The sequence below is a fragment of the Halorhabdus tiamatea SARL4B genome, from assembly GCF_000470655.1.
GTDB lineage: Archaea > Halobacteriota > Halobacteria > Halobacteriales > Haloarculaceae > Halorhabdus > Halorhabdus tiamatea.
Map to the genome: position 1 here is coordinate 1974389 of NC_021921.1, position 16623 is coordinate 1991011.

The 16623-nt window shown below is 64.4% G+C and carries 22 protein-coding genes and 1 tRNA gene; 8 read left to right on the top strand and 15 right to left on the bottom strand.

Features of this window, described 5'->3' with window-relative positions; all coding sequences use genetic code 11:
• Genes rpmC through HTIA_RS09695 form a run of 9 tightly spaced genes read right to left on the bottom strand, consistent with a single transcriptional unit; the run spans position 1 to position 5752 of the window.
• Positions 1-207 (bottom strand): 50S ribosomal protein L29, encoded by a 207-nt coding sequence (rpmC, locus tag HTIA_RS09655; RefSeq protein ID WP_008526516.1) that lies wholly within the window; start codon positions 205-207, stop codon positions 1-3.
• On the bottom strand, positions 204-1184 hold the full coding sequence (locus HTIA_RS09660) for a 30S ribosomal protein S3 (RefSeq protein WP_008526517.1): 981 nt from the start codon (positions 1182-1184) through the stop codon (positions 204-206). Before HTIA_RS09660 ends, rpmC begins: the two co-directional genes overlap by 4 nt.
• Entirely contained in the window at positions 1184-1657 is a 474-nt protein-coding gene (locus tag HTIA_RS09665; protein WP_008526518.1) for a 50S ribosomal protein L22, read from the bottom strand. The genes HTIA_RS09660 and HTIA_RS09665 overlap by 1 nt, the downstream gene beginning before the upstream one ends.
• Positions 1658-1660: 3 nt before the next feature.
• The gene (locus HTIA_RS09670; RefSeq protein WP_008526519.1) at positions 1661-2086 is read right to left on the bottom strand and encodes a 30S ribosomal protein S19; all 426 of its coding nucleotides are present in this window, start codon (positions 2084-2086) and stop codon (positions 1661-1663) included.
• Positions 2083-2811, bottom strand: a complete 729-nt coding sequence (locus HTIA_RS09675) for a 50S ribosomal protein L2 (RefSeq protein ID WP_008526520.1) — start codon at positions 2809-2811, stop codon at positions 2083-2085. Before HTIA_RS09675 ends, HTIA_RS09670 begins: the two co-directional genes overlap by 4 nt.
• Positions 2812-2813: 2 nt before the next feature.
• Positions 2814-3077, bottom strand: a complete 264-nt coding sequence (locus tag HTIA_RS09680; protein WP_008526521.1) for a 50S ribosomal protein L23 — start codon at positions 3075-3077, stop codon at positions 2814-2816.
• Positions 3074-3817 (bottom strand): 50S ribosomal protein L4, encoded by a 744-nt coding sequence (gene rpl4p / locus HTIA_RS09685; protein ID WP_020936296.1) that lies wholly within the window; start codon positions 3815-3817, stop codon positions 3074-3076. Before rpl4p ends, HTIA_RS09680 begins: the two co-directional genes overlap by 4 nt.
• A 5-nt stretch (positions 3818-3822) precedes the next feature.
• Positions 3823-4839 carry a 50S ribosomal protein L3 gene (locus HTIA_RS09690; protein WP_008526524.1) on the bottom strand — a complete coding sequence of 339 codons (1017 nt, stop codon included), beginning with the start codon at positions 4837-4839 and terminating at the stop codon, positions 3823-3825.
• 7 nt (positions 4840-4846) lie between these two features.
• The gene (locus HTIA_RS09695) at positions 4847-5752 is read right to left on the bottom strand and encodes a putative RNA uridine N3 methyltransferase (RefSeq protein WP_008526526.1); all 906 of its coding nucleotides are present in this window, start codon (positions 5750-5752) and stop codon (positions 4847-4849) included.
• A gap of 202 nt (positions 5753-5954) precedes the next feature.
• On the opposite strand from HTIA_RS09695, the gene HTIA_RS09700 reads away from it, so the two are divergent.
• Positions 5955-6025 (top strand) — tRNA-Gly (locus HTIA_RS09700).
• Between the two features lie 427 nt (positions 6026-6452).
• Here the strand turns inward: HTIA_RS09700 and HTIA_RS09705 are convergent.
• Complete coding sequence (locus HTIA_RS09705; RefSeq protein WP_008526527.1) at positions 6453-6917, bottom strand: hypothetical protein; 465 nt, start codon at positions 6915-6917, stop codon at positions 6453-6455.
• 151 nt (positions 6918-7068) lie between these two features.
• On the opposite strand from HTIA_RS09705, the gene HTIA_RS09710 reads away from it, so the two are divergent.
• Positions 7069-7401, top strand: a complete 333-nt coding sequence (locus HTIA_RS09710; RefSeq protein WP_008526528.1) for a hypothetical protein — start codon at positions 7069-7071, stop codon at positions 7399-7401.
• A 568-nt stretch (positions 7402-7969) separates the two neighbouring features.
• A complete protein-coding gene (locus tag HTIA_RS09715) occupies positions 7970-8443 on the top strand; it encodes an FKBP-type peptidyl-prolyl cis-trans isomerase (RefSeq protein ID WP_008526529.1) in 474 nt (157 codons plus the stop codon).
• Between the two features lie 14 nt (positions 8444-8457).
• Here HTIA_RS09715 and HTIA_RS09720 read toward each other — a convergent pair whose 3' ends face one another.
• Positions 8458-8703, bottom strand: a complete 246-nt coding sequence (locus tag HTIA_RS09720) for a hypothetical protein (protein WP_008526530.1) — start codon at positions 8701-8703, stop codon at positions 8458-8460.
• Positions 8704-8917: 214 nt separating this feature from the next.
• Entirely contained in the window at positions 8918-10156 is a 1239-nt protein-coding gene (locus HTIA_RS09725; protein WP_008526531.1) for a mandelate racemase/muconate lactonizing enzyme family protein, read from the bottom strand.
• Between the two features lie 134 nt (positions 10157-10290).
• Between HTIA_RS09725 and HTIA_RS09730 the strand changes: the two genes are divergently transcribed.
• Together HTIA_RS09730 and HTIA_RS09735 are read left to right on the top strand one after the other, a co-directional pair.
• A complete protein-coding gene (locus tag HTIA_RS09730) occupies positions 10291-10794 on the top strand; it encodes a gas vesicle protein GvpG (protein ID WP_008526532.1) in 504 nt (167 codons plus the stop codon).
• A 114-nt stretch (positions 10795-10908) separates the two neighbouring features.
• On the top strand, positions 10909-12012 hold the full coding sequence (locus HTIA_RS09735) for a S1C family serine protease (protein ID WP_008526533.1): 1104 nt from the start codon (positions 10909-10911) through the stop codon (positions 12010-12012).
• 29 nt (positions 12013-12041) lie between these two features.
• Here the strand turns inward: HTIA_RS09735 and kdgK1 are convergent, their stop codons facing one another.
• Positions 12042-13007 carry a bifunctional 2-dehydro-3-deoxygluconokinase/2-dehydro-3-deoxygalactonokinase gene (kdgK1, locus tag HTIA_RS09740; RefSeq protein ID WP_008526534.1) on the bottom strand — a complete coding sequence of 322 codons (966 nt, stop codon included), beginning with the start codon at positions 13005-13007 and terminating at the stop codon, positions 12042-12044.
• Positions 13008-13128: 121 nt separating this feature from the next.
• On the opposite strand from kdgK1, the gene HTIA_RS09745 reads away from it, so the two are divergent.
• The 3 genes from HTIA_RS09745 to HTIA_RS09755 all read left to right on the top strand — a co-directional run bounded on the left by HTIA_RS09745 (position 13129) and on the right by HTIA_RS09755 (position 14404).
• The gene (locus HTIA_RS09745; protein ID WP_008526536.1) at positions 13129-13512 is read left to right on the top strand and encodes a hypothetical protein; all 384 of its coding nucleotides are present in this window, start codon (positions 13129-13131) and stop codon (positions 13510-13512) included.
• Between the two features lie 197 nt (positions 13513-13709).
• Entirely contained in the window at positions 13710-14075 is a 366-nt protein-coding gene (locus HTIA_RS09750; RefSeq protein WP_008526538.1) for a MarR family transcriptional regulator, read from the top strand.
• 71 nt (positions 14076-14146) lie between these two features.
• Complete coding sequence (locus tag HTIA_RS09755; protein ID WP_020936298.1) at positions 14147-14404, top strand: hypothetical protein; 258 nt, start codon at positions 14147-14149, stop codon at positions 14402-14404.
• Positions 14405-14525: 121 nt separating this feature from the next.
• Here the strand turns inward: HTIA_RS09755 and HTIA_RS09760 are convergent, their stop codons facing one another.
• Together HTIA_RS09760 and HTIA_RS09765 are read right to left on the bottom strand one after the other, a co-directional pair.
• Positions 14526-15404 carry a hypothetical protein gene (locus tag HTIA_RS09760; RefSeq protein ID WP_008526542.1) on the bottom strand — a complete coding sequence of 293 codons (879 nt, stop codon included), beginning with the start codon at positions 15402-15404 and terminating at the stop codon, positions 14526-14528.
• A 101-nt stretch (positions 15405-15505) separates the two neighbouring features.
• Positions 15506-16426, bottom strand: coding sequence for a dihydrodipicolinate synthase family protein (locus tag HTIA_RS09765; protein WP_008526546.1), 921 nt, complete (start codon positions 16424-16426; stop codon positions 15506-15508).
• Positions 16427-16623: the final 197 nt, after the last annotated feature.

The window sequence follows — 16623 nt, forward strand, 5'->3', positions numbered from 1 at the left end:
TTATTCGCTCTCCGCGTCCTCAGCGTCGATCGTCTTGATCCGCGCGATCGCCTTCCGGATCTCCTTGATCCGCCCGGGATTCTCCGGGGCACCACCCGTCGCCTGGACGGCGCGGGCGTTGAGCAGCTCCGTCTGGAGCCCCTCGAGTTCGCTCTCGCGTTCGGCTTGAGTCATGTCGCGGATCTCTTCGGGATGGAGGATCGTCATTCGGCCTCACCCTCCTCGTCCGCGTCAGCCGCCGTATCTCCGTCGTCCGCGGCGTCGTCGTCTTCCGCACTGTCCATCTCGTCGAGAAGCTCCTCGGCTTCCGCCTCGGTCTCCTCGTCGAGTTCCTCGTCGACGGACTCCTCGAGTTCGTCGAGTTCGTCCTCGACACCCGCGTCGTCCGGGACGTCGACGTCGTCGAACTCCTCGGCCTCGGCGGCCTCCTCGACGACCTCTTCGTCGGGAGCGTCCTCGGCCGCGTCGTCCGCGGCGTCGGCGGCGTCCGCATCAGCTGCCTCGGCAGCGTCGCCCTCCTCGGGCTCACCGGCGAGCAGCTCCTCGACGGAGCCCTCCTCGACGTCCTCGACGTAGTCCTCGACTTCGACGTCCTCGTAGATCTCGAAGTCGTCGGGCAGCTCGGCCTCGGGCGGGATGATCTTGACGTCCACCCCGATCGTACCGAGCTTCATGACGGCGACGCCCTGACCGTGATCGACGATGTCCTCGGCGGGTTCGCCGTTGTGCTTGATGTAGCCACGGTTGAACTTCTCCACGCGGGAGCGTGCGCCCGTGACCTTTCCGGAGAGGACGATCTCGGCACCCTTCGCGCCGGACTCCATAATCCGGTCGATCGTGGTGTGACCGGCCTTCCGGAAATACCAGCCGCGTTCGAGGGCGTTCGCCAGGCGATCGGCGACGATCCGGGCGTTGAGGTCCGGTTCCTCGACCTCCTGGACGTCGACCTGGGGATCTTCGAGGCCGAACTCCTCTTCGAGCGTGGTGGTGATCTTGCGGATGTTCTTCCCACCCTTGCCGATCACCATGCCGGGCTTTTCGGCCTCGAGGACGATCTGAGTCCCCATCGGCGTCTTGGCGACTTCCATGCCGCCGTAGCCCGCGCGACCGAGTTCGTCCTCGAAGAACTCGTCGATCTGGGTGCGCTGAAGGCCGTCCTCGATGAACTGGAGTTCGTCCGCCATCAGTCATCACCCTCCGCGTCGAGTTCCTCGAGGATGAGTTCGACGTCGACTTCCGGCGTGTTCCACGGGTTGGCCCGCCCCATCGCGCGGGGCTTGCGGCCCTGCTGTTCGCCGACCTTGTGGGCGGCGACGTGGGCGATCTGCATGGACTCGCCGTCCATGCCCGCGTACTCGGCGTTGCCGATCGCGTTCTCGAGCAGATCGATGAAGGCCTTGCTGGCCTTCTCGGGATAGCGGCCGGCGTCCCAGCCGTCGATGTCGTTTCGGTGGCCGACGCCCGAGTTGTGGGACTTGAAGGGCACCGATCGGTTGCCCTCGATGACGTCCTCGAGATAGGCGACCGCCTCGGCGGCCGTCATGCCCTTGATCTCCCGGGCGATGGCCTTGCTGTGCTTGTGGCTCATCTGACGCTCCCGGAGCATCGCTTTCGCCGTCGTGTCCGGATCCGCGTCGACTGAGTAGCTGATTCCCATGGATTACTTGAGTGGCACGAACTTCGAGGAGCGGGTCGCCCCGATCCCGGCCTGTCCGTGCTCGACGCTCGTGCGCGTGAGCTGGAACTCGCCCAGGTAGTGGCCGAGCATCTCCGGCTCGACCTTCACGCGCTCGAAGCTCTGGCCGTTGTAGACCGCGAACGTGATCCCGACGAACTCGGGGAGGATCGGCATGTCCCGCAGGTGCGTCCTGATCGGGTCGTTTGCCGTCTCCTCCTCGCCGGCCTCACGGGCCTCTTCGAGCAACTGTCGTTTCTCGTAGGACAGGCCGCGCTTGATACTTCGCCGCTGACGTGCGGGCAGCAGTTCCGCGACTTCCTCGACGGACATGTCCTGCAACTCCTCGAGCGTGTGGCCACGGTAGGTAAACTCGCCCTCGTGACCGATCTGGTAATCGTGTGAGCTCATTCGTCACCACCTCGGCCAGTCCGGCGCGAGGAGATGTCGCCAACCTTCCGTCCCGGCGGGGCGTTCCGCGAGATGGACTTCGGCTGTCCGGGGTGCTGGCGGCCACCGCCACCGAAGGGGTGGTCGACCGCGTTCATGGCGACCCCGCGAACCCGCGGGTACTTCGTCCCGCGGGATTTCATCTTGTGGTACTTGTTGCCGGCCTTCACGAAGGGTTTCTCCGTCCGGCCGCCGCCGGCGACCACGCCGATCGTCGCCCGGCAGTCCGGGTCGAGTCGGCGGACGTCGCCGCTCGGCAACTGGACGACCGTCACGTTGCGGTCGTGGGCCATCAACTGCGCCGAGACACCGCCAGCCCGGGCGAACTTCCCGCCGTCGCCGGGGTTGGCCTCGACGTTACAGATCTGGACGCCCTCGGGGATCTCGGCCAGCGGGAGCGTGTTCCCGGGCTCGATCGCCGCAGTGACGCCGACCTGGATCTCGTCGCCGACGCCGACGCCTTCCGGCGCGAGGACGAGGCGCTGATCGCCGTCCTCGAACTCGACGGCGGCGACGGGTGCACTCCGGGCGGGGTCGTGTTCGATGTCCACGACTGTCCCCGAGATGACGTCGCCCTCTCGGGCTTCGGTGCTCCGGTGTGAGAGATCGGCCTTGTAGCGATGCGAGGGGGCACGGAACGTCGGGGTCCCGCGACCGCGTCGTTGACCTTGAATGCGTCGTCCCATGCTCAGAACACCCCGATTCGGGAGGCGACCTCCTCGGCGTCGTCGTCGGCCGAGAGGGTCACCTCTGCCTTTTTGTTGCCATTCATCGTGACCTGTGCGTTGACGTTCTCGACGGTGACGTCGAACTGCTGTTCGACGGCGTCGCGAACGTCGGCTTTCGTCGCATCCGTCTTGACGATGAACTGGAGCTTGTTCTGGAAGTCCATCTTGTCCATCGCCTTCTCGGTGACGTGGGGATGGTCGATCACGTCGATCGGATCGGTCATCGGTCGGCCACCTCCGCGAGTGCGCTCTCGGTCCAGAGGGTGAGTCGGCCGGCGTCGGTCCCCGGCGCGAGGTCCTCGGCGTTGACCTCCCGGGCGGTGGTTACGTCCGCGCCCGCGAGGTTGCGAGCCGCCTTCGACGGCTCCTCGCTCGTGACGAAGAGGATCGACTTCGGCGTCCGGTACTTCCGGCCACGGGTCGTCCCCTGGCCGGCCCGGACTGTCCGGTCGTCCGCACGCTCGATGTCGGCATCGACGCCGAGCGCTTCGAGCACGTCGACGACCGCCTGGGTCTTGACCAGGTCCTCGAAGTCGTTAGAGACGACCAGCGGCAGGTCGGTCTCGTCGTCGAAGGCGTGCCCGCGCTCGGCAACCAGTTCGGCGTCCGCCGTCGCGGCTATCGCCGACCGGGTCGCGAGCTTTCGCTCCTTGTCGTTGAGGTCGGGCGCGGGATCCTTCTCGGCCTTTGGCGGATGGGCCGCTCGGCCGCCGACGGTCTGGGGGACGCGTCGGCTGCGTCCGTCCTGCTGGGGGACGTGGGCCTGACCGCGACCACTGCCCTGTGACTCGGCGGGCGTCCGCAGGCCCGCGTACTCGTCTGCGCCGTAGTCCTGCTTTCTGTTTGCCTGGGCTGCGAGCACCGCGTTCTTGATGAGATCGGGCCGATAGGGCGTCTCGAAGACGTCCGGCAGCTCGATCTCGTCGGCGGCGTCGCCGTCCAGATCGTGTAGTGTTGCCTGCATTCATCTCACCCCTGGTTAGACTCCGTGGAGACGTACCGTACCTCGGGGTCGAGGCGCGGCTGGTCGTTCGGCCGGACGGCCGGGCGCAGGCGAACCAGGCGACCGTCGGGCCCGGGAAGCGAGCCCTTGATCAGCGCGTAATGCCCCTCGACTTCGCCGTAGTTGACGAAGCCACCCTCGGGGGTGACGTCGTCCTCGTCGCCGAAGTCGATGAGGCGCTTGTTGAGCTCGGTGCGCTGGTGGTAGCCAGTCTGGCCCTGCTGGGGCACCGTCGAGCGAACCCGCGATGGGTTCCACGGGCCCAGGTTGCCGATCCGGCGTCGCCAGCCCTGGCGGGCGTGTTTGCCCTTTCGCTTCTGGACACCCCAGCGCTTGACGGGGCCCTGGGTACCCTTGCCCTTGGTGACGCCCGCCACGTCGGCGTACTCGCCGGCGCGGAAGACGTCGGTCATGGCGTACTCGCCGCCGTCGGCCACGAGCTCGAGTCCGTGCTCGAGGCGATCGGCAAGCGAACCGCCGCCGACGCGAGTCTCCATCACGTCGGGTTTGTTCTTCGGGACGCTCGGCAGGTCGCCGGGAACGGTGTGCGTAATGAGGCGCACGTCCCCGAGTCGACCCGCATCGAGAGCGTCTCTGATCTGTGCCTCTGCGCCGTCGCGGTCCTGCTCTGCAGGGAGATCGATGGCCCGGTCGAGATCCTCGTGGAACTCGTCGGTCCAGACCTCCGTGAGCGGTCGCAGGCCGTACGGCGTGTCTTCGTAGGCTCGCAGCGCCACTGCCCGCATCGGCGGGGTTTCGACGACAGTGACGGGCACGGTTTCCTCCATGCCCTCCCGCGGTGAGTTGGGCTCGTCGTTGATGACAACGACGTGGCTCATGCCGGCCTTGTAGCCGGCAAAGCCCTGTACGCCCGGCTGGCCCTCGTCGTCGGGCCAACTGTTGAACCGCGGCGTCTCACTGGTCGCCCGCGTGCGCGGACCGTAGCCCAGCGAGCCTTTGCGTGGTCTGCTTGGTTGTGGCATCGGATTCTCACTCCGTGAGTGTCAGGGGGCCGAGGGTGGCGAACATCGCTTCTTCGGTTCGCACGACCTCGCTTCCCTGGTTGGGAACCGTATTGAGCCAAAGGTCGAATCGGGGTCCGTCCGATCCTGATCCGGTGACCGTTTCGTCATTCCGTTCCGCCGCGTCGACGGCTGCCGCCAACTCGTCCACGGTGCACGGGTCGACAGCACCCGGTTCGACGCCGAGGATAGCCGGCAAGCCGCGCTCCGGCGCGCCAAAGGCGACTGTCATGTCGCCAGCCGACGCGATCGTTCCGACGAGTCGACCGAGTCGCTCGGTCGTGAGCGACTGGCCGTGTCGGGACGCGGCGATCCGCACGCCGGCGTCGGGCCGCGAGAGCGCAGCGTCAAGGTTCGCACGGTCGACCTGATAGCCCGGTGGGGGCTGATCGACGATCTTCGCGCGAACCGGTCGTCTCGAAGAGATCCTGACGGTGACGCGTTCCCCCTCACGTATCGTCCGGTCGCCCGGAACGGCGAGGGAGATCGGGTGTTGCATACCGCAATTGACCCGGACGCGCCCATCAGATCCGACCTCGGTCACGATTCCCTGTCTTAACGACCCCGAATCGTCCGATCCGGAGCCGGTCTGGGTCGCAACGCGGAGCGGCGGCAGGACGCCGACACACTCCAGTTCGTCCCGCCTGTCCCAGACCTCCTTTCGGAGGTATGGGGGCGTGGCGGCGTACCGCAGCACGGTTTCGACGAACCCGTCGCCCCATCTCCCCGCCCCGTCAGGGTCGGGGTAGACGATGAGTCGATCAACCCGGAAGACGGTGGCCGCGCGGGCCACGTAGCCGATCTTCCGGGTCGCCTCACGTTTGTCCTCCGCCTCGCGGCAGAGCGACGACGGCACGAGTGCGCTTTGCGTCATGCCGTGACGCTTCCACGTCACGCCACTAGACTGTGCCGATTACTCGCGGGCGGGGTCGTAAAAGGATGCCGCTTCCAACCGGTCGTGAGACGCTCTCGCAAGGGATCGCGCCCCACGCGAGTCGGTGGCGCGACGGGGCACTCCCGTCCACGAGATTCGGAAGCCTTATATTTCTCTCCGGCCCCAGTTTGGAATGCACCGTGCGACGGTGGTGTAGTGGTATCACAGGACCCTGCCACGGTCCTAACCCGAGTTCAAATCTCGGCCGTCGCACTTCTACCGAGCGCAAAACCGCGAGCGACCGCTTTGCGTGTCGCTCGCTTCAGCGCGAGGGTGAATGCGGTAATAGAGATTTGAACTACGCGAGTCGCAGCGCGAACGAAGTGAGCGACCGTCTCGCCATCGAGTTCAAATCTCGGCCGTCGCACTTCTACAATTTCAAACCGCGCGGAGCTACGTCTCGGCGCCATGCTCTGAATTTGCTGAGTGCGCGAACCGAGATTTGAGCACGCCAGTCGCACCCCCGGAACGGCCGACCAGCGGGAGGCCACACGCCCGGAACGTCTGACATCTGTTCAAATTCCGATCGACGGAGTCGATCGACGTTCACCTCGCTTGCGCTCGGTGAACTCTCGGCCGTCGCACCTTCTTCAACTCAAATCCACAAGCGACGCGTTTCATCGCGTCGCAACAGCCTACATCACTCGATCAGCAGCCGATCCCATATTCTCCGAAGGATCACCATGCCTCCCATGAGGACGGAAAGAACACCGCCAAGGAAGACAGCAGCCATTCCGACCAACACAAGCGGGAAGCCCCACGAGGTGCCGTCGAAAGCGAGCAGACTAGAGGAGTAGCGGTCACCCTGGTACAGTATCACTTTCCCACTCAGGGTATCTACCAGCTCGGTATCGTTGCAAAACTTCGTCGTGTTACCCGCGAGTGTTTCCCTGAAAAGGTCCTGCTCGGCAGACGAAAGGTTCTCGAAGGCCACTTCTTCGATAGGCGGGTGCACCGATTCGTCTGCACTCATCTGCTCGATCATTATCATATGTCCCGACGTACAGGCACTGGATTCCTGATACATGCCCACACCATAGGCGAGACCACCGCTGAGCAGGAGGCCGAGACCGAGCAGCAGACCCAGCCGCGAACTCGAACCCATATGTCGCCCGTCAATTGGCCCTCATATGTGTTTTCTGGTCAACACACCCCCGTTGAGCCAGTCGATTCTCCCGCCAGAAGACAAATCCAGTTGGAGACGACTGTTGCGAAGTGACCCAAATGTTCATTCCCGAGCCAACACAGTATCACTCATGAAACGACGACTCGCCATCGGGATCCTCACCGGCGCGTTCCTCGGCATCTTCTGCATCGTCGGCGTCGGCCTCCGGATCGGCTTCGCGGGCAACGAACTGTTCCTGTTCTCGATGTGGTACAATCGCGTTGTGATGGGGCTCGTGATCGGGCTGGCAGGCGGGCTCCAGGTCGTCGATTCGAAGTACAACGTCTACGTCAGGGGCTTGCTGTTGGGACTCGTGGTGTCCGCGGCGGTCACGTTCACCAGCGAGTTGCGCGACCTCCCGAGTTTCGCCGCCGGCGTTGCCTACGGCGTGATCATCGACTGGGTCGCAACCAGATACAGTTGATTGAACGGCAGAATGGCGTGAAGTATTGCAGTCAATACGGTCTTGTTTGGAAGCAATATTTCTGACGTTAGAGTGGTTCTCTCTTCGGATTAGTAGAAATCTCTCGGTCCGCTCGCGCACGCTCAGCAGGATATCCTCGCTTCGCTCGGATAGGGGCCGCTGAGACGCACGCGACCTGAGCGGTCGGTGTACACCGACCGCCTTATAACGTGGCGGCGAAGCCACCACGCTGCCCTCGCCCTTTCAATCCACCAGGAATTCGGTCACATAGCTGATCTACGCACATTATTCGCCTGGTGGATCGAAAGGGCGAACCCGTCTCGCGCGTCGCTGAGTGACCCCTATTCGAGCGAGTATGGCGAGCGAGAATATGTCACTCAGCGGCCGAGAGCGGGTGAGGGCTTTCTACCGCTTCTCGATAGTGGTCCTGAACACAGTGAAATCAAGCGTCAAACCAAGGCCGCCAACACAGAAAGCCCCCGTCGAATCCAGCCACACAGCAGATCATCCCCAAAGCGCCACGTGCCGCGATGCAAGGACGTATCCCCGTGTCGCACCTCTATCACCCATGACGATAGCTACTGGCGATTCAGTCAGCATCGAGTATACAGGACGGCTCGAGGACGGGACCGTCTTCGACACCTCCCGGGAGTCAGTCGCCGAGGAGACCGAACTGGCCGACGAACAGCCGGACCGTGAGTTCACGCCGCTGACGGTCGAAGTCGGCGCTGGGCAGGTCATCGACGGGTTGGAGGACGCACTCATCGGCATGGAGCCGGGCGATACGCCGACTGTCAGGATCCCGCCGGAGAAAGGCTACGGCGAGTGGTCCGAGGAGCGCGTCCGGACGTTCGATCCGGCCGAACTCAGCCAGCAACTCGGTGACGAGCAGCCCGAGGAGGGGATGTTCCTCCAGACCCAGGACGGCAATCTCGCCGAAATTACCGAAGTAACGGACGAGGTCATCCGCGTCGACTTCAATCCGCAACTCGCGGGCGAGACCCTGGAGTTCGACATCGAAGTCGTCTCCGTCGCCAACTGAAGCGGTCGATCTACTCAGTAAAGATACTGGTCAGCTTTCTTTGCGGTGATCGAGGAGTCGGCTGTCGGATCTTTCGAGGGTTTTGAGAAGAACGGATCGTCCGGATCGTGTTTTCCATGACGGTTCACGTACTCCCTCACGGCTTTCCGAAGTGCGTCTTGGAGGGACAGATCGTTCTCTGTTGCCACCCGTCGCAACCGTTCGTATTCGCCCTCTTCGAGTCGTGTCTGAACGACAGCCGAGGCTTCGTCGTTCGACATAGTTCGTGAAGGTATATTTTCAGGAGCAAGCATTTAGCTCTCTCGGATACGACCACTTACAGAGATATTCTCTTCCCGAACGCTAGTGGAATCCGTTCTCGAAAGCGGCTGCCTTCGTCGAACGAGTCGAATCGAAGATTCGCCAGTTCGATCCGGCTCAGGCCGAATCGAACGCCGGCAGACTCACTTCGTTCGTCTGTCGAGCCCGACGAAGCTACGCTTCGTCGAAGACAGTCTCGCCCTCGACCTTGTACTCCTCGACGGCGTCGAGATCGAGCGTCAGGCCGAGCCCGGGCTTCTCGGGGATCGCCATCGAGCCGTCCTCGATCAGGCCGTCCTCTTCGACCAGATCCTCCCACCAGCCGAGTTCGTAGGAGTGGTACTCGACGGCCAGCGCGTTGGGGATCGCCGCGCCAACCTGCGCGGAGGCCATCGTCGCGATCGGCGAGCCGACGTTGTGCATCGCGACAGGGATGTAGTAGGTGTCGGCCAGATCGGCGATCTTCTTGGTTTCGCGCATCCCGCCCACTCGGGGCACGTCGGGCGCGATGATGTCGACGGCCTGTTCTTCGAGCAGGCGGCGCTGGCCGTGCTTGCGGTAGACGTTCTCGCCGACGGCGATCGGGGTGGTCGTCGACTGGGTGACCTCCCGCTGGACGTCGTGGTTCTCCGGCGGAACGGGGTCTTCGAGCCACCAGACGTCGAGTGGCTCGATCTCCTCGGCGAGGCGCTTGGCGCTACCGCCGGTGAACGACCAGTGGCAGTCGAAGGCGACCTCGGCCGTTTCGCCGACGCGCTCGGTCGTCGCGCGGACGATCTCGGCCTTGTGCTCGATCTCGGGTTGGCTGAGGTGGCGATTGGCCGAGTCCTTCTCGTGGCCGCTCGGGACGTCCAGATCGAACTTGATCGCGTCGTAGCCCAGGTCCGCGACGACGCGCTCGGCCTCGTCGGCGCAGGCCTGCGGGTCGGCCTCGTCTTCAGTGTGGAGGTCACAGTAGACCCGGACGTCGTCGCGGTACTTCCCCCCGAGGAGCTGGTAGGCTGGAACGTCCAGGAGCTTGCCGGCGAGGTCGTGCAGCGCGATCTCGATGCCGGAGACGGCGTGGATCGTCACGCCGGCGATCGACCCTTCGCCCGACATCTTCTGAACCATGTGTTCGTAGAGACGATCGATGTCCAGCGGGTTCTCACCGACAATGAACGGTTTCAGGCGCTCGACGAGTTCCGGGACGCCCGCGCCCCAGTAGGCTTCTCCCGTGCCGACGACGCCCGCGTCGGTGTAGACCCGCACGAGCGTCCAGGGGTAGTTGCCGTCGACCATCGTCGTCTGGACGTCGGTGATCTCGACATCGCGCGGGCCGCGGTCTGCGGTGACGCCCATCGTCTCCGAAGAGAGGTCTCGCATCGTGTACTCGGCGTTCGGGTCGCTGAGCTGGGAGTAATCGATCGGCATACCTGATGATCTCCGGTGGGCGGTTTATGCCTTGCGCGACGAGTGTGACGACCAGAGACGAACAACGCGATCACACTCTGTCTGTGAATCCGTCTCGCCAACGTTTTAGGACGAGGCAGCCAGAAGGTTCGCGTATGGTGAGGCGTCACTGGCTGTATTTCGTGGGATTCGTTCTCTCGGGCGTGGGCCTCGTTGGTGTGACACTGCTGGGACTCGTCGACGCGGTGTCGGTCCTGTCCGGCGGCGTCTACTACGGCGAGGAGTTCGTCGTGTTGGCGATGCTCGGTGAAGCTGTCGAATGGGTGGTGGCCGCGGTCGTTTTCGGCGTGTTCGCCGTAGCCTTCCTCGCAGCGACGGTCGTCTCAGTCCTTCGGAACACGTCGATCCACCGCAACGACTGGCTGGCGTCGATCGTCGAGCGACTCGAGCACGAGTACCCGATACTCCGGCAGTTCGACGTCGCCGAGAAGGTCGAGCCGACGACAGCGGACCGCAAACAGACACTCAAACAGCAGTACGTCGACGGCGACATATCGGACGCGGAGTTCGAACGCGAGATGGAGCGGTTGCTCGACGACGGTGACGGGAACGAGAAGTCGACGGCCAACACTGCCACGTCGATCGAGATCGAGGACTGACCGGCGGCCACAGGCCCCCACCGAGCGAGTGGGGGCTGTTCACGGCCCGACTCCCGCCCTTGCGTTCCGGGGGCAGAAGATTCACAAAGCACTCGAGCGAATATTCCGGTAGCGATGTCCAAAGAGACATCTACACGACGGCGATTCCTCGAGCTCGGTGGGGTAGCGCTCGCGACTGGGATCGCTGGCTGTGCGACATCAAAGTCGGCACCCGACGCGTCGGAGACAGCGTCGCCGACGGTGACCACGACTGAGGGGCCCACTGAAGCGGACACCGCCGACAGTCCCTACACCCAGGTATACCAGGATGCCATCTCCTCGGTCACGACGGTCCAGACGACGACCGGCCAGGGGACTGGCTTCCAGTACGACGCGAATCACGTCGTCACGAACGCCCACGTGGTCGGGACGGCGAGCGAAGCGCAAGTCCGCTTTCACGACGGCACGTGGGCGAGCGGGTCGGTGAAGGGAACGGATCCCCACAGCGACCTCGCCGTGATCGAACCCGAGACGGTGCCCGATTCCTCGCGGCCACTCCCGTTCAGCGACGAGCCGCCGACGATCGGCCAGGAGGTCGTCGTCATCGGCAACCCGTACAACCTCGACGGCTCAGTCACGTCGGGGATCGTCAGCGGGACCGACCGGCTGATCCCCTCGCCAGCGGGCTATCAGATTCCGGACGCGATCCAGACCGACGCGGCGGTGAACCCGGGCAACAGCGGCGGTCCTCTGATGAATCTCGACGGCTCCGTGGTGGGCGTCGTGAACTCGAAGCAGGGCGACAGCATCGCCTTCGGAATCTCGGCCGCGCTGACTCGACGCGTCGTTCCCGAACTCATCGACACCGGGAGCTACGAACACGCCTACATGGGCGTCTCCCTGGAGACGATGGCCCCGACGGTCGCGGCGGCGAACGATCTCGACCGGCCGCGTGGCCTGCTGGTCGTCGAGACCGTCCAGGGCGGCCCGGCCGACGGCGTCCTCCGGGCAAGCAGCCTGGAGTACGTCGACGGCGCGCGGGTTCCCGTGGGTGGTGACGTCATCCGCGCCATCGAGGGGACGTCGATGAATACCTTCGAGGACCTCGCAAGTTATCTGGCGCTCCAGACGAGACCTGGCGAGACGATCGACGTCACCGTCCTGCGGGACGGCGACGAGCGAACCGTGGAGCTGACGCTCGCCGCCCGTCCGGATCGCTCGACGTCGCCCCTCGGGTGAGACGGTCCTGTCGACGGGAGCGCTCTTGCTTACCGTGAAATTTCGTCGACGTCGCCCGCCAGGATCGACTCGACCATCCCGGGGCGGATCGTCGCGGCGTCGCCACCGATCGTCCGCTTGAGTGCGGCGGTCGCAGCCGACTGTTCGAGCGCGGCTGGGATCGACTCGTCAGTCAGCCACGCGGCGAGGAACCCGCCGACGAAGGCGTCGCCCGTCCCGATCGCGTCGACCGTCTCGGTCTCGAACACTGGCTGGTGAGCACTCCTTTCGCCGTCGAAGGCGAGCGCCCCTTCCTCGCCCGTCGTCACGACGACGAGGCCGAGATCGAAGTCGGCGTGCAGGTCGGCGGCGACAGTCTCGGCGTCGCCGTCGTATTCGAGTACTGCCTCCGCATCGCGGTGAGCGACGAACAGCACGTCGACATCGGAGAGGATGGCGGTGAGTGTCTCCCGAGCCGACTCGGGATCCCAGAGGTTCGAGCGGTAGTTGACGTCGAAAATTGTCGTCGCCCCGGATTCCTGGGCCGTCGACAGGATCTCCTTTGTGGTCTCGACCAGCGTCGCCGAGAGCGCCGGCGTGATCCCGGAGACGTGGACGGCGTCGGCGTCGGTGAAGGGATCCGTGGGAAGTTCCGCGAACGTCGCCGTTGTGATCGAGGAGTCGGCCCGGTCGTAGATGACCTGCGAGCCGCGCGGGGCCGCGCCCGCTTCGAGGTAGTAGGTCCCGAGTCGGGCGTCGTCACGCTCGTCCCAGACCACGGCCGGGTCGACGCCGTGCGTTCGGTAGGCGGTGGTGACTTTCTCGCCGACGGGCGTCGCCGGGAGTTTCGAGACCCACGTCGCCTCGAGGCCGAGACGCTGGGCCGCGACGGCGACGTTGCCCTCCGCGCCGCCGACGTGGACGTCGAGCGTGTCGGTGGTCTCGATCGGCTCCGCGGTCGGCGTCGCCAGTCGCAAGAGCGATTCCCCGAAAGTGGTGAGTCGCGGCGGAGTCATGGTGAGAGATGGGCGTGACGCGTGCTTAAAACGGATGGATTCGATCGGTCGACGCCTGTGAACAGGGGCAGTCGTGGCATATATACTCCCCGGGAAGGTCAGTCACTGTAGGGAGATCACGATGGAACGCTACGACACGAAACTCGAAGACGAGACGCTGTTCATCGAGTGGGACGACGAGTGGGTCGAGATCGGGAGCCTCGATGCGCTGCTGGATCTCTTCGGCGGGGAGACCTACGAGATCGAGTACGACGACGCCCAGTCGAAGGTCCCGTGGCTCGAAAACAGCCTCGATGACAACACGCTGTCCTTCGACGTCGTCGAGACCGTGACCGACATGGATTTCGACGAGGAATTCACCGAGGAGATCGTCGAAGCGTCACTCGATTCGGAGGGCAATCAGGGCCACTCGCTGCGGACCGAGACCTTCGTCGCGAAGATGATCGAAATCTGGGAGGCCCAAGGGGCGGCCGCCGAGGAACAGGCACTGGACTCCGGGGAGTGATCGAGCGAACGACATCGGAAGCAGTGGTTTTCTCGAGCAGTGTGACGCCGTCAGATCACATCGCGTCGGGTTCGATCGACGCCGTCGCGTCGAGGTCCTGGATACATGGCAAGTCAGTCAGTTCACCCGCGAGTCAATGGTGACGGCTGCCCCACATCTTTAATACGTGCGATGACGTATATTTACATACGATTACAATGCCCGTCGACTTCGAGAGCTACCACCCGACAGATCTCCCGGAAGCGGATACCAACGGGCGTCGGATACTGGAATTCCTCGCGAGCAATCCCGATCTCGGCTTTCGCCCGAGCGAGCTCGCCGAAGAACTCGATATCCCGCACGGGAGCGTCGGGACGACGCTCCGCCGACTCGAGGACCGCGGGTTCGTCCGGCACAAGGGTGAATACTGGGCCATCAATATTGAGGCGTACGACGCCCGGACCGCCAGCGAGATCGGCCTCCAGGCCGTCGCAGAACAGTTCGAGGGCGACTACTACGACCGGAACGATGATTGGGACGCGGACCTGCCCGATCTCGACGCCGAAGGGACGGCCGATAAGTGATGTATCGACGGGGAACCATTGTCGTCGCGTCAGACCCATTTGGAGATACGCCTCGCCGACCGTATCTGATCGTGAGCGACGAGACTCATCCCTTCGCCGAGGAACAATACATCGCGATCGGAATCTCGACGAAGCAATACGACGAGTCGATTCCCATCGCAGACGAAATCGTAGAAGGCGCTCTGGATCGCGAGTCGTTCGTCTCTCCGTGGGCAGTCGTATCCCTGCGTGAGACGAACGTCGAACGAGCAGTCGCTCGGGTTGGAGTCACAGTCACTGAAACAGCAGTACGGCAAATGGTTGGCTTTGCTGGCTACCGGACGGAATGAGACTCGTCACAAAATCCGCATTCCAGCACTGTCCGAGCCACTGAAAGCATTTTGAACCGACGCAAAGGTCACGGATTTTCCCAGAAAAGTCCGTCTGTCGTGTCGAATCACTCCCTGCCGATCAGATCGCGTCGGGTTCGATCGCCGCCGTCGCGTCGATCTCTTCGACGCCGTCTTCGAGCGTCCAGGTCTCGACGTGCGTGACGGTCTCGCCGGGCTCGACAGCCTGAATCGGGGCGAGGGATTCGAGTTCTGTGATGTAGTCGTCAGTGTAGACCTCGGTGTCGCTGCCGAGGTCGGGGTACGTCGCGTCGGCATCATGGGCGAAGTCCTTCCGGAAGGCGTGGCCGTCGTTGAGGTAGGCGAGCCAGCCGTCGCCGGCCGCCGTGCCGATCTTGGTCTCGCCAGCGCCGTCGGGGTCCTGCTCGAGGTAGAGATACTCCTCGCCGAAGGAGAGGCGATCGTCGGCCAGGGTCGCGTATGGCCACAGCTGGATCGAGCGATCCGGCAGCAGCGATTCGGGGTCGGCCTGGGGCGTGAAGGGGACGACTGCGGTGCCGTGAGCTTTCATCACCGTCAGCGCCCAGGGGGCGAATTCGACCGGCCACTGGCCGACGTTGGTGAGTTCGTGGGTCACCTCGACGGACGCGCCCGTCCCGGCCATCCGGACGGTGATGGCCTTCTCGACGTTGTCCTCGCCCGGCGACTTTGTGAGTCGGACGCCGTCCTCTCGCATGGTAAACTCGACTGGCTCCAGGTCCGGGGTGTAGGTCCGCTCGCGGTCCTCCGGCGCGTGCCAGAGGCGATGACCGCCGAGCAGCGGCCACTCGTCGCGAACGGACTCGAAGAGGTGGAACTCGTTTCGCCCGCCCTCGAACCCGAACTCCGTAATTCGCGGGCCGATGGTCGTCGGCGCGAGCAACTCGATCGTGCCGTTGTCGACGGCGACGGCGTCGTCCCAGCGGTCGTGCGTGACGCGTTCGACGGTTACCTGGCTCATGTGATCTCGACGTGTATGGTCCCACGACGGATCCATAATAGTTCTGATAGAGACCGGGGACTGAGGCCCCAGGACGCCAGCCGACCGCCGCGCCGCTCGCCCTACAGCAACCCGATCGACGCCAGATCCTCGACGAGCGCCGCGGTCTCGGCGTCGTCCATCGTCCGGAGCGGATCCCGGAGCGGGCCGGGATCGAAGTCGACATCGCGTTCGGCCAGTGCCGTCTTGACGCCGGCCATGTACGGCCCGCGATCGAAGGCGTTCACGACGTCGCGGACGGTCTCCTGAAGTTCCTGGGCGCGATCTTCGTCGCCGTCGTCGAAGGCCTCGTAGAGATCGACGACCAGTTCCGGGAACGCGTTCGAGACCGAACTCACGACGCCGGCACACCCGAGTTCGAGCCCGGCGTACAGGAGTGCGTTGTGACCAGCGAGCACCGTCAGATCGGGATTGTCCGAACGAACCTGCCCGAGCCACGGGACGTCGCCACTGGTGTCTTTCAGACCCGCTACGCCGTCGATATCGGCGATCTCGGCCATCGCCGCTGTCGAGAGATAGGTGCCAGTCAGCGGCGGGATGTGATAGACGTACACCGGGCGATCGACCGCGTCGGCGACCCGCCGATAGTGGTCGATGGCCGCCTCGTCGTCCATCGGGTAGTAATAGGGCGTGACGACGACGAGACCGTCCGCGCCGGCCGCGGCCGCGCGTTCGGCGTGTCTGATCGTCTCCCGGGTGCCCGGCGCGCCGACGCCGGCGATGACGGGGACGTCGTCGCCGACGGCCGTCGAGACGACCTCGACGACCCGCTCACGTTCGGCTGCAGAGAGCAGCGGAAACTCGCCGTTGGTCCCCAGCGGGAACACGGCGTGGGCACCGTGCTCGACGACGAACTCGGCGTGGGCCGCCGTCGCCGCCTCGTCGAGGCTCTCGTCGTCGTGAAAGGCCGTGATCGTGGGCGGGATGACACCGTGGAGGTCGAGCGGGTCCGCCGATCCGGAGGCTGGTGCGTGTCTGGGCATGTACTCGGATTTCAGAGGTCCGCTAATAAGGACTGGGGTGCAGGCCGGGTACTCGACAGCCACAGTCACGACTGGGCGGTCGAACTGTCGCCAAAGGGAACGGGGGGAATCCCCGTGTGTGACACTACGGAGCCGCGTGGCTCCAGTCGTGCGTACGGTTTACATCACTATAAGCACACAGGACGTTATCAGGGATA